The 12,446-nt window shown below is 68.4% G+C and carries 12 protein-coding genes; 5 read left to right on the top strand and 7 right to left on the bottom strand.

The genetic code is table 11. The features are described 5' to 3' along the window. Window positions 1-10: 10 nt before the first annotated feature. Both OG555_RS20290 and OG555_RS20285 read left to right on the top strand, forming a co-directional pair. Complete coding sequence (locus OG555_RS20290) at window positions 11-610, top strand: uridine kinase family protein (protein ID WP_329484478.1); 600 nt, start codon at window positions 11-13, stop codon at window positions 608-610. Between the two features lie 95 nt (window positions 611-705). Next, window positions 706-1,368 (top strand): hypothetical protein, encoded by a 663-nt coding sequence (locus OG555_RS20285; protein WP_329484477.1) that lies wholly within the window; start codon window positions 706-708, stop codon window positions 1,366-1,368. Window positions 1,369-1,370: 2 nt separating this feature from the next. Here OG555_RS20285 and OG555_RS20280 read toward each other — a convergent pair whose 3' ends face one another. From OG555_RS20280 to OG555_RS20255, 6 genes are all read right to left on the bottom strand, one after another. Further along, the gene (locus OG555_RS20280; protein ID WP_329484476.1) at window positions 1,371-2,645 is read right to left on the bottom strand and encodes a thymidine phosphorylase; all 1,275 of its coding nucleotides are present in this window, start codon (window positions 2,643-2,645) and stop codon (window positions 1,371-1,373) included. Further along, window positions 2,645-3,034: a cytidine deaminase gene (locus OG555_RS20275; protein WP_329484851.1), complete on the bottom strand. Its 390-nt coding sequence runs from the start codon at window positions 3,032-3,034 to the stop codon at window positions 2,645-2,647. Before OG555_RS20275 ends, OG555_RS20280 begins: the two co-directional genes overlap by 1 nt. A 165-nt stretch (window positions 3,035-3,199) precedes the next feature. Continuing rightward, window positions 3,200-4,489, bottom strand: a complete 1,290-nt coding sequence (locus tag OG555_RS20270; protein WP_329484475.1) for an ABC transporter permease — start codon at window positions 4,487-4,489, stop codon at window positions 3,200-3,202. After that, entirely contained in the window at window positions 4,486-5,688 is a 1,203-nt protein-coding gene (locus OG555_RS20265; protein ID WP_329484474.1) for an ABC transporter permease, read from the bottom strand. The genes OG555_RS20270 and OG555_RS20265 overlap by 4 nt, the downstream gene beginning before the upstream one ends. Next, a complete protein-coding gene (locus OG555_RS20260) occupies window positions 5,689-7,239 on the bottom strand; it encodes an ABC transporter ATP-binding protein (protein WP_329484473.1) in 1,551 nt (516 codons plus the stop codon). A 136-nt stretch (window positions 7,240-7,375) separates the two neighbouring features. After that, entirely contained in the window at window positions 7,376-8,455 is a 1,080-nt protein-coding gene (locus tag OG555_RS20255; protein ID WP_328523843.1) for a BMP family lipoprotein, read from the bottom strand. Window positions 8,456-8,750: 295 nt separating this feature from the next. Between OG555_RS20255 and OG555_RS20250 the strand changes: the two genes are divergently transcribed. From OG555_RS20250 to OG555_RS20240, 3 genes are all read left to right on the top strand, one after another. After that, window positions 8,751-9,932, top strand: coding sequence for an amidohydrolase (locus OG555_RS20250; RefSeq protein WP_329484472.1), 1,182 nt, complete (start codon window positions 8,751-8,753; stop codon window positions 9,930-9,932). Window positions 9,933-10,041: 109 nt separating this feature from the next. Further along, window positions 10,042-10,326, top strand: a complete 285-nt coding sequence (locus OG555_RS20245) for a hypothetical protein (protein WP_329484471.1) — start codon at window positions 10,042-10,044, stop codon at window positions 10,324-10,326. Further along, a complete protein-coding gene (locus tag OG555_RS20240) occupies window positions 10,323-10,703 on the top strand; it encodes a hypothetical protein (RefSeq protein ID WP_329484470.1) in 381 nt (126 codons plus the stop codon). The genes OG555_RS20245 and OG555_RS20240 overlap by 4 nt, the downstream gene beginning before the upstream one ends. Here the strand turns inward: OG555_RS20240 and OG555_RS20235 are convergent, their stop codons facing one another. Further along, window positions 10,704-12,284 (bottom strand): acyl-CoA mutase large subunit family protein, encoded by a 1,581-nt coding sequence (locus OG555_RS20235; protein ID WP_329484469.1) that lies wholly within the window; start codon window positions 12,282-12,284, stop codon window positions 10,704-10,706. Window positions 12,285-12,446: the final 162 nt, after the last annotated feature.

Raw genomic sequence — 12,446 nt, 5'->3', positions numbered from 1 at the left:
GAATGCTCCGGTGAGTTCACGGGTGGTGTTGCTGGCCGGGCCGTCGGGGGCGGGGAAGTCCCGGCTGGCCGAGCAGGTGGCGCTGCCCGTGGTCCGGCTGGACGACTTCTACCGCGACGGCGACGACGAGGCGATGCCGCGCTCGCCGCTCGGCATCGTGGACTGGGACGACCCGCGGTCGTGGGACGGTGACCGCGCCGTCGCCGCACTCGAGCAACTGTGTACGACGGGCACCGCGGAGCTGCCGATCTACGACATCGCCGCCGACGGCACCGTCGGTCACCGGCCGGTCACCACCGCGGGTTCCCCGCTGATCGTTGCCGAGGGCATCTTCGCCGACCAGATCGCCGGTGCGCTGCGCGAGCGCGGCCTGCTCGCCACCGCCATCTGCGTCCGGCACCACCGCCTGGTCACCTTCGTCCGGAGGTTCCAGCGCGACCTGCGCGAACACCGCAAGCCGCCGCTAACGCTGCTCCGGCGCGGTCTGCTGCTGCTCCGCGACGATCCGCAGGTGGTCCGCCGCTGCGTCGAGGCCGGTTGCGAACCCCTGCATCCCCAGGCCGCCCGCCGCCGGATCGAGACGCTTGTCACGCACGCCCGGTCGGGTTGATTCCGGATCGTTCTCCTGGTGTTCACCTTGCTCTGATGGCATCTGGCTCGCAACCAGCTGTGTTCTCGGGGCGAGTAGCCGGACGGAGAGGGACCGTGACGCGGACTGCGCCAGGAATCGCCGCTGTAGTGGCCGCGCTCTTGCTCGGCGCGCCGGCCTGCGGGAACGACAGCGGCGGCACGGGCGGCAGCCTGCAGAATCCCGCCGCGAAGAAGTCGGCCCTGGCCGCGCCGGCGGACAAGAAGCCGAAGAGCGCCCTCGCCGGCCTGGTCGTGCTGCCCCGCGGATACGTCGACGGCACCCAGAACTTCACCGGCCCGTTCACCGCGACCGCCTTCCTGGTCAACTGGTCCGCCGAGCCCGCGACCGACCGGGCGTTGCTGCTCAACGCCGCCTTCACCGAGGGCTACCGGGCGACCCGGCTCAGCCCGGACAAGAAGAAGCGGTTCACCCTGCAACTGTTCAAGACCGGCTCCGCGGCCAAGGCGAGAGTCCTGCAGCGGGGCTTCTGGAGCCAGGAGACCCACGAGCGCTCCTTCGACGTACCGGACGCGCTCAGCGACGCCCGCGTCGCGTACGACGGCGGTCTCAACCAGTCCGTGGCCATCGCCGAGGTCAGCTTCGTCGCCGGCGCCCTGGTCGCCGAGCTCGGCGTCCAGCAGACCGGTGCCCTCGGCACCGACCTCCGGCCGGACACCGGCCTGCTCACGAGCCTCGCCAAGGAGCAGCGCGCCCGCCTCACGGCGACCTCGAGCTGAGCTCAGCCGATCCGCTCGATCACCAACGGCCCGTGCTCGTACGCTGTCGACACCTCGACGGCATCGGTCAACGCTTCCAGGGCTCGTTCGAAGCGGGCTGGGTCATCCGCGTGCAGGGTGAGCAAAGGCTGCCCCTCGCGGACCTCGTCGCCCGGCTTGGCGTGCAACTCGACGCCTGCGACGGCGGACACGGGGTCCTCCTTGCGAGCCCGCCCGGCGCCGAGGCGCCAGGCCGCGACACCGACCGCGAGCGCGTCCAGCTTCGAGAGCACTCCGGAGGCAGGAGCCGGTACGACGTGCTGCTCGGGGGCAACCGGGAGTTCGGCGGACGGGTCGCCGCCCTGGGCCGCGATCATCGTGCGCCAGACGTCCATCGCCGTACCGTCGCGAAGCTTCTCGGCCGGATCCAGGTCGGTGACGCCCGCCGCGGCGAGCATCTCGGTGGCCAGGGCCAGGGTCAGCTCGACCACGTCGGCCGGACCGCCGCCGGCCAGGACCTCGACCGACTCGCGGACCTCCAGCGCGTTCCCGGCGGTCAGGCCGAGCGGAACCGACATGTCGGTGAGCAAGGCAACGGTCTTCACGCCCGCGTCGGTGCCCAGGGCAACCATGGTCCCGGCGAGCTCCCGCGCGTCGGCCAGGTCCTTCATGAACGCGCCGGAGCCGACTTTCACGTCCAGCACCAACGCGCCCGTGCCCTCGGCGATCTTCTTGCTCATGATCGAGCTGGCGATCAGCGGGATCGCCTCGACCGTGCCGGTCACGTCCCGGAGCGCGTAGAGCTTCTTGTCGGCGGGCGCGAGGCCGTCTCCGGCCGCGCAGATCACCGCGCCGACCTCGTCCAGCTGGCGCATCAGCTCGTCGTTCGAGAGCGCGGCCCGCCAGCCGGGGATCGACTCGAGCTTGTCCAGCGTGCCGCCGGTGTGACCGAGGCCGCGACCGGACAGCTGCGGCACCGCGACGCCGCACGCAGCCACCAAAGGGGCCAACGGCAACGTGATCTTGTCGCCCACACCGCCGGTCGAGTGCTTGTCTGCGGTCGGCCGGGACAGCTTGCCGAAATCCATCCGCTCGCCGGACGCGATCATCGCCGCGGTCCAGCGGGCGATCTCGCGGCGGTTCATCCCGTTCAGCAGGATCGCCATCGCCAGTGCCGACATCTGCTCGTCCGCGACGTCGCCGCGGGTGTACGCGTCGATCACCCAGTCGATCTGGCCGTCGCTCAGCTCGCCCCGGTCCCGCTTGGTGCGGATCACGTCGACAGCGTCGAAGCTCATCAGTTCTCCAGATCGTCCGGCCCGAACGCGTCGGGCAACAACTCACGCAGCGGCTTGCTCCCGGTCGCCGTCTCGATCAGCAACTCCGGTCCACCGTTCTCGTGGAGCAACTGCCGGCAACGCCCGCACGGCGTCAGTAACTTTTCGTTGTGGTCGACGCAGGTGAACGCAACCAACCGCCCACCGCCGGTCCGGTACAGCTCACTGACCAGCCCGCACTCGGCGCACAACGTCAGCCCGTACGACGCGTTCTCCACGTTGCACCCGGCAACGACCCGGCCGTCGTCCACCAGCGCGGCCGCCCCCACCGCATACCCCGAGTATGGCGCATACGCCCGCCGCATCACCTCAACCGCGGTCGCCCGCAGCAGCTCCCAGTCCACATCCACTCCCACAGCATCCCCCATCCCACGACCCCGTGCCGTCCCCACCCTGTCACCACTCTCGTGGGTCAGCCCACGAGATGGTGGGTTGACCCACCGGATTCCGATTGGCCAACCCACCCGCTGGTGGGCTGACCCACCAGACGAGTGCGGACGGCGGACGGCTGTGAGTTACTCGGTGACGTAGGGCTCACCATCCGCCTTCGGGGCTCGGACGCGGCCGACCAGTCCGGCGACCGCGATGATCGTCGCGAGGTACGGCGCCATCAGCAGGAGCTCGCCCGGGATCGGGGTCTGGATGATCTGGAGCTGGGACTGCAACTGGGTCGCGAAGCCGAAGAACAGCGCCGCGACCATCGCGCCGATCGGGTGCCAGCGGCCCATGATCAGAGCGGCCAGCGCGATGAACCCGTTGCCCGCGGTCATCTCCTTGCTGAACGAACCGGCGTACCCGACCGTGAAGAACGCACCGCCGAGCCCGGCCAGCACGCCGCCCCAGAGGACCGCGGAGTACCGGACGCGCTTGACCTTGATGCCGACCGTGTCGGCGGCCTTCGGGTGCTCGCCGACCGCGCGGACCCGCAGGCCCCACCGGGTCTGGAACAGCACGAAGGTGACCACCGCGACCGCGAGGTAGGTCAGGTAGACCAGGATCGTCTGGTTGAACAGGATCGGCCCGATGAACGGGATGTCGCCCAGACCGGGGATCTTGATCGCGGACAGCACGGTCGGTGTGTTCAGCTTCTCTGCGTTCGACTGCAAGAACTGGTCGAACAGATAGCCGGTGATACCGGTCGCGAACACCACCAGGACGACGCCGAGCACGACCTGGTTGACCAGGTACTTGATCGAGAACACCGCGAGCAGCCACGCCATCACCACGCCGGTCACGGCCGCCGCGATCAACGCCAGCGCGGCGCTGTTCGTCGTACTCGAGACCACCGCGGCCGTGAATGCGCCGACCAGGAACTGGCCCTCGATGGCGATGTTGATGACACCGGACCGCTCACACAGCACACCGCTGAGCGCACCGAGGATCAACGGGGTCGCGAAGTTCAGCGTGCCCTGGAACTGGTTGGCCAGCGGGAACGTCTTGCCCGCGGCGGCCCAGCACAGGAACGAGCCGATGAAGCAGATCCCGAGCAGGGTGGCCAGGTAGCCGGAGTACGACTGCGGGACGCGGCGCAGGAGGTACGCGCCTGCGGCGATCACACCGAGGATGCCGAGCACCAGTGCGGCGAACTGCGCGGGAATGCCGAGCAGGTTGTGCTGCAGGTCGCCGGAGGTCAGCTGGAACGTCGCCTTGCCGCCCTTGGTGAAGATCGCCAGGCCGAGCCCGATCAGCGCGAACACCACCATCAGGCCCCCGACGCGCAACCGCCGGGTTCGTTCGGCCGGCGCCTCGATGACCTGAGGCTTGGCCGGCGCCGCGGGTACCGCGTCGGGTGTGGTCTCGCTCATCCGTTCCAGCCTTTCGCGAGGACGGGGCCTGTTCCGCGTTCCTTCGGCAGGAACCGGAAGATCGAGCGCACCAGCGCCGGAGCTGCGACGAACAATACGATCACGGCCTGCAGCACCGTGGTCAGGGTGAGCGGGGTCTGGGTGATCAGCTGCATCTGCAGACCGCCCGCGTTCAGCGCACCGAAGAGCAGACCCGCCAGCACGGTGCCGACCGGCGTACCGCGACCGAGCAGCGCGACCGTGATCGCATCGAACCCGATCGACGCCGCGACGCCGTCGGTCAGCGGCAGGTCGGTGCCCAGCACCTGCTGGGTGCCGGCCAGACCGGCCAGTGCGCCGGCCACGACCATCGCGACGATGTACGCGCGGCCCACCGACATCCCCGCGGTCCGGGAGGCGTCCGGGTTCGAGCCCACGGCCCGCAGTTCGAAGCCGATGGTGGACCGGTTGAGCAACCACCAGACGAAGATCGCGGCGAGCACCGAGAGGATGAAGCCGCCGTGCAACCGGGTATCGCCGAACTGCGGGTACTGCGCGTTGTGGTCGACGATCGGCGAGATCGGGTCGGTCCGACCCGGCCGCCGGAAGGCCGTGGTGGTGAGCAGCCAGGCGAGCAGGTAGATCGCGACATAGTTGAGCATGATCGTCACGATCACCTCGTGCGCCCCGGTCCGGGCCTTCAGCAGGCCGACGACACCGCCCCAGAGCGCGCCGCCGAGCAGACCGGCGATGATCGCCACGATGAGGTGCAGGACGGGCGGCAGATGCCAGGCGAAACCGACGTATGCGGCGAGGATCGCGCCCATGATCAGCTGGCCCTGGGCACCGATGTTGAACAGACCGGTGCGGAACGCCAGCGAGACCGCCAGGCCGCCGCAGATCAGAGGTGTTGCCTGGGTCAACGATTCGCTGATCGGGGTGATCCCGCCCAGCGCGCCGACGGCGAGGGCCTTGTAGGCCTCGCCGACCGCGGACGCGGCCGCGGTGACCGTGTCCATCGGCGCGGCACCGAAGTACCCGACGGCCGCCTTCACGCCCTCGTCACCGATGATGATCAGCACGGCGCCGACGATCAGCGCCAGCACGATCGCGCTCAGCGAGACCAGCGCCTGGACCGCCCAGTTGGGCAGGCCGGAGAGCCGCTCCTTCGTGGAGGGTGCCGGCGCCGGGGCCGGCTCGGTGGTGGTGTCAGTACTCATCTAGATGGTTCCCAACGTGGTCGGGTTCTCGATCGCGACGTCGTGCGCCTCGGATCTGGAGGCGCCGGCCATCATCAGACCGAGCTCGTCGCGCGGGGTGTCGGCCGGTACGACGCCGACCACCTTGCCGCGGTACATCACCGCGACCCGGTCGGTGAGCGAGGCGATCTCGTCCAGCTCGGTGGACACGATCAGCACGGCGGTCCCGTTGTCGCGTTCCTTCACGATCCGGGCGTGCAGGAACTCGATCGAGCCCACGTCCACCCCTCGGGTCGGCTGCGACGCGACCAGCAGCTTCAGCGGCCGGGACAGCTCGCGGGCCAGCACCACCTTCTGCTGGTTGCCGCCGGACAGCGACGAGACCGGCAGTTCGATGCCCTGGGTGCGGATGTCGAACTCCTCCACCCGGGCCTGCGCGTTGCTGGCGATCTCGTCGGTCCGCAGGGCCAGCCCGTTGCCGAACGGCGCCTTGCGGAACAGATCGAGGACCAGGTTCTCGGCGACCGTGAACGAGCCGACGAAGCCGTCGTGCGCGCGGTCCTCCGGGACGTATCCGATCCCGGCGTCCAGCCGCTGTCTGGTCGTCCGCCCGGTCAGATCCACGCCGTCCAGCGAGATCTTGCCGGTCGCGATCTCGGTCAGCCCCAGCAGCGCCTCGGCGAGCTCGGTCTGACCGTTGCCCTGGACACCGGCCACGGCGAGGATCTCGCCGGCGCGCACCTCGAGGCTGACGTCGTCGACCGCGGTGAAGCCCCGCTCGTCGATCACGGTCAGGCCCTCGACCCGCAGGACGACGTCCTGCGGCTGGGCCGGCGCCTTGTCGACCACCAGATCGACCGCCCGGCCGACCATCAGCTCGGCGAGTTGCTCCTCGGTCTCGGACGGCTCGGCCTGGCCGACCACCTTGCCGCGGCGGATCACGGTGATCTTGTCCGCGATCGCCTTCACCTCTTTGAGCTTGTGGGTGATGAAGACGATCGAGGTGCCGTTCTCCTTGAGCTGGCGCATCACGCCGATCAGCTCGTCGATCTCGGCCGGGGTGAGCACCGCGGTCGGCTCGTCCAGGATCAGCACGCTGGCTTCGTTGGCGAGCGCCTTGATGATCTCCACCCGCTGCTGCACGCCGACCGGGATGTCCTCGACCAGCGCCTCGGGGTCGACCTCGAACCCGTACCGGTCGGACAGCTCGGTGACGAGCGCGTGCGCCTTCTTCCGGTCCAGGACGCCGCCGGCGTGGGTGTTCTCCCGGCCGAGCATGATGTTCTCGGCGACGGTGAACACCGGGACCAGCATGAAGTGCTGGTGCACCATGCCGATCCCCTGCTTGATCGCATCGCTCGGCGAGGTGATCCGGACCTTCTCGCCGTCGATCACGATCTCGCCCGAGTCGGGCTGCAGCAGCCCGTAGAGCATGTTCATCAGCGTGCTCTTGCCGGCACCGTTCTCACCGAGCAGACAATGGATCTCGCCCGGTTCGATGACGAGATCGATGTGGTCGTTGGCGACCAGCGAGCCGAAGCTCTTGGTCAGGCCGGACAGCTCCAGGTGCATGCGGGCAGCCTCCCCTTCAGACGGCGAGCCAGGCTCTTCACACCGCGAGCCAGGCTCTTCGAACCGCGAGCCAGGAAGGCGACCGTGGGTCTGCTGCCTTCCTGGCTCGCACCGTACTACGCGAATGCGCCGTGGTTCAGGACGCCTTGGGCTGTACCTTCGACTGAATCATGATCTTGCCGCTGATGATGTCGGCCTTGATCTGGTCCAGTTCGGACTTCACGTCCGCCGGGACCTTGCTGTCGAAGTCGTGGAACGGCGCGATCGCCGTACCGCCGTTCTGCAGCGTTCCGGTGAACTGGGTGTTGTCGAACTTGTTGTCGACGACCGAGAGCACCGCGTCCTTGACCGCGACGTCCATGCCCTTCTCGACGCTGCTCATCAGCACCGGGCAGTACTCTTCCGCGCTCACGCAGCCGTCGGTGTCGACCCAGATCGCGTTCACCTTGCCGTTGCTGGCCTTGGCCGCCTGCAGACCGCCCAGACCGGACGGGCCGGCCACCGGGAAGAGAACGTCGGCGCCCTGGGTGATCAGGTTCTGCGCGTTGTTCTGGCCCTTGGCCTTGTCCTCGAAGTCGCCGGTGAACAGGCCCTTCTGCTTGGCGTCGTCCCAGCCCAGCACCTGGACGTTCTTGCCCTTCTGCTGGTTGTAGTAGCGCACACCCTCGGCGAAGCCGTCCATGAAGATCGTCACGGTCGGGATGTTCAGACCGCCGAACGTGCCGACCTTGCCGGACTTCGTCATCGCGGCGGCCAGGTAGCCGGCCTGGAAGCTGGACTGCGCGGTGTTGAACAGCAGCGGCTTCAGGTTCGCGATCGGTGCCTTCGGTGCCGAGTCGACGATCGCGAACTTGATGTCCGGATTCGCCTTGGCGGCCGCCTCGGTGGCGTCCTCGAGCTTGAAGCCGACGGCGACGATGACGTTGCACTTGGCGTTGACCATCGCGGTCATGTTCGTCGTGTAGTCGTTGTCGGACTTCGACTCGGCCTTGACCTCGGTCAGGCCGCGCTCCTTGACGGCGTCCTGCAGACCCTTGTACGAGGTCTGGTTGAACGACTTGTCGTCGAAGCCACCCGAGTCGGAGACCATGCAGGCCTTGAAGTCCTTGTTGGCGCTGCTGCCGCCAGAGCTGCTCTCGGTCGGCTTGCTGCCACACGCGGCGACGGCGAGCGTCAGTACGCCCACGATCGCCGTACCCCGCACGTACTTCTTCACCGGATGTCTCCTTCGTCAACCAGAGTTGTTCCCGGCACGCCTTCCCCCACGTGCCGCATCCGCAGACTATAGGGTGCGGTCCGACCTTCTTTGAACGTCAAGAGGGCCTCGATACCGGAAAGTGACCGGCACTTCCGTCACATTTCGACAACTCCTCCGGTCTGGTCACCGCCTGCTGAGCGTACGTCACGGTGCGCACGTTCCGTGCTTGCGTTCACGGTCCGTGGTCGTCACGATCGGTGACCGGCGTGGACACCTCCCGGAGTACGTCGTCCGTGGATGTCACAATCGCGGGATGAGTCATCAGCTGCTGGTCGCCGACGTCCTCGCCCGCGTCGAGGCCGTGCGCGAGGAGATGGTCGAGGTACGGCGTGATCTGCACGCGCACCCGGAGCTCGGCTGGCGCGAGGTGCGTACGACGGAGATCCTCGAGCGGAGGCTGATCGAGGCGGGGCTGTCGCCGCGGGTGCTACCGACCGGGACCGGACTCATCTGCGACATCGGCTCCGGCGACAGCTGTGTCGCACTGCGGGCCGACATCGACGCGCTGCCGGTGCCGGACGCGGTGGAGGCTCCGTGGCGGTCGACGATCGACGGAGTCGCGCACGCGTGCGGTCACGACGTACACACCTCTGCTCTGCTGGGCGCGGGCCTGGTGCTGGCGGGGATGGCGCGCGACGAGCAGCTGGACCGGCGGGTGCGACTGCTCTTCCAGCCGGCCGAGGAAGTGATGCCGGGCGGAGCACTCGGCGTCATCGCGGCCGGCGGACTCGACGGGGTCCGCCGTATTTATGGCCTGCACTGCGATCCGCGCCTGCAGGTCGGACAGATCGGCCTGCGTGTCGGCGCCCTGACCGCGGCCGCGGACCGGATCCTGGTCCGGCTGACCGGGCCTGGGGGTCATACGTCCCGCCCACATCTGACCGGCGATCTCGTCTACGCGCTCGCGACCCTGGTCACCGAACTTCCGGCCGCCCTCTCCCGGCGTGTCGACCCCCGCGCCGGCATGTCCCTCGTCTGGGGCCGCATCACCTCGGGCTCCGCCGCCAACGCGATCCCCGCCCGCGGCGAGGCCGAAGGCACCCTCCGCTGCCTCGACGTCAACGCCTGGCGCCTCGCGGCCGAGCTCATCCCGTCGCTGGCTTCCCAGCTGGTCGCGCCGTACGGCGTCGAGGTCGACACCGAGGTCACCCACGGCGTCCCCCCGGTGATGAACGACCCGACCGCGATCGACGTACTCCACAACGCCGTCCACCAGACCCTCGGCGCCGGCGCGATCGCCCCCACCGACCAGTCCCTCGGCGGCGAGGACTTCGCCTGGTACCTGGAAGACACCCCCGGCGCGATGGCCCGCCTAGGCGTCCGCCGACCCGCCCAGGAAACGGCCGCCGACCTCCACACCCCCGGCTTCGACCCCTCCGAAGAAGTCATCTCGCTCGGCACGACAATCCTCACCTCGGCCGCCCTGCTGGATTGACTTGTCCACAGGACGAGCTCAGCGCGGTTGCCCGCGCGCATCTGCTCGGGCAGGCTGACGACACGATCAGCCGTGGTGGATGTTGGTGGGACAAGAGTAGGATGATGGTGTGACAGAGAAGAACAAGCTCTCGGTGACGGTTGACCAAGAGGTCGTGGAGGCCGCCCGGGTTGCTGTGTCTTCGGGGCGGGTTGGCAGTGTGAGCGCCTGGGTGAACGAGGCTTTGCACCGCCAGATGGATCACGAGCAGAGGCTTCGAGGGCTGGACCGATTCCTGGCCGCCTACGAAACCGAGCACGGGGAGATCGAGCCGGCAGAGCTGGCGGAGGCTGTCCGCTCGACGCGAGCCGGGGCGACCGTTGTCCGAGGCAAGCATTCGCACGGCGCCGCATGACCCTGATCCTCGACGCGGGCGCGTTCGCGGCCGTTGAACGTCGCGACCGGACCGTCATGGCTCTCCTCAAAGCCGAACTGCTGGCCGGGCGTACGCCGGTGACGCACGGCGGTGTCGTCGGACAGGTCTGGCGTGGAGGTTCCGGCCGACAGGCACCGATAGTCCAACTACTCGACGGCGTCCAGGTCGAGCCGTTGGACGACGGCCTCGGCCGAAGAGCCGGCGTACTCCTGAAGCTCACCGGTGGACGAGACGTGATCGACGCAGCAGTGATCCTCCTGGCACGTGACGGCGACCTCGTCCTCACGTCCCATCCCGGCGACCTCACCGCGCTGGCCGCCGAGGCGGACATCCACCTGGATCTTGCGACTGTCTGACTAGAAGGTGTCGGCGGGGACGTAGCTGCCCCAGACGTCTCGGAGGGTGTTGCAGACTTCGCCTACGGTGGCTCGGGCTTTGAGGGCTTGTTTCATGGGGTAGAGGCAGTTGTCGGCGCCTTGGGCGGTCTTCTTCAGGGCGGCCAGGGCTTCGTCGACGGCGGACTGGTCGCGGTCGGCGCGGAGAGCGGCGAGGCGGTCGACCTGCTGGGCCTCGATGGCGGGGTCGACGCGGAGCGGTTCGTACGGCTCCTCCTCGGCGATCCGGAACTTGTTCATGCCGACGACGACCCGCTCGGCCGAGTCGATCTCCTGGGCGATGCGGTACGCGGACCGCTCGATCTCCTGCTTCTGGAAGCCCTTCTCGATCGCGGCGACGGCACCGCCGTACTCCTCGACCTGGTCCATCAGCTCGACCGCGGCCGCCTCGACCTCGTCGGTCAGCGACTCGACGACGTACGAACCGGCGAAGGGGTCGACGGTCGCGGTGATATCGGTCTCGTACGCGAGCACCTGCTGGGTGCGCAGTGCGAGCCGGGCCGCCTTCTCGGTCGGCAGCGCGATCGCCTCGTCGTACGAGTTCGTGTGCAGGGACTGCGTGCCCCCGAGTACGGCGGCCAGCCCTTGGATCGCGACGCGGACGAGATTGATCTCGGGCTGCTGCGCGGTCAGCTGCACGCCGGCGGTCTGGGTGTGGAACCGCAGCATCAGTGACTTGGGGTTCTTGGCACCGAAGGAATCCCGCATCACCCGCGCCCAGATCCGCCGCGCGGCGCGGAACTTCGCCACCTCCTCGAGCAGCGTGGTCCGGGCGACGAAGAAGAACGACAACCGCGGCGCGAACTCGTCCACGTCCAGCCCGGACGCGACCGCGGCCCGGACGTACTCGATCCCGTCGGCGAGCGTGAACGCGATCTCCTGCGCGGGCGTCGCCCCGGCCTCGGCCATGTGGTAGCCGGAGATCGAGATCGTGTTCCAGCGCGGCAGTTCCGTCTGGCAGTAGGCGAAGATGTCGCTGATCAGCCGCAGCGACTCCTTCGGCGGATAGATGTAGGTGCCGCGGGCAATGTATTCCTTCAGTACGTCGTTCTGGATCGTGCCGGTGAGCTTGTCACCGGCCACCCCCTGCTCCTCGGCGACCAGTTGGTACAGCAGCAACAGCACCGAGCCCGGCGCGTTGATCGTCATCGAGGTGGACACCTGGTCCAGCGGGATCTTGTCGAACAGCACCCGCATGTCGTCGATAGAGTCGATCGCCACCCCGACCTTGCCGACCTCACCGTGCGCGATCGTCGCGTCGGAGTCGTACCCCATCTGGGTCGGCAGGTCGAACGCGACCGACAGGCCCATGGTTCCGTGGTCGATCAGCTGGTGGTACCGCTGGTTCGACTCCGCCGCCGTCCCGAAGCCGGCGTACTGGCGCATGGTCCAGGGCCGCTGGGTGTACATCGTCGGGTACACCCCGCGGGTGTACGGGAACTTCCCCGGCTCGCCCAGCTTCTGGTCCGGCGCGAACCCGTCCAGCGCCTCGGGTCCGTACACCGGCGCGATCTCGAACCCCGACTCACTCCGATGACTCATCCTCCCACCGTAGGCCGAACCACACCTCCACTGGTATGCACCAGCGCACGCGACCGATGTGTGCTCCAGCACAACCGGAAACGTTTTTGCGGCGTGGTGGGATTCCTTCTAAGCTGTGGCGGCTTCGGGGGAAGAGGTTTCCGCCTACCAACCCGGAGTTTT

It is taken from the genome of Kribbella sp. NBC_01484, assembly GCF_036227145.1.
In the GTDB taxonomy this organism is placed as follows: domain Bacteria; phylum Actinomycetota; class Actinomycetes; order Propionibacteriales; family Kribbellaceae; genus Kribbella.
The sequence above is the reverse complement of the archived record's forward strand: the minus strand, read 5'-3'. Positions and strand labels throughout refer to the sequence as shown.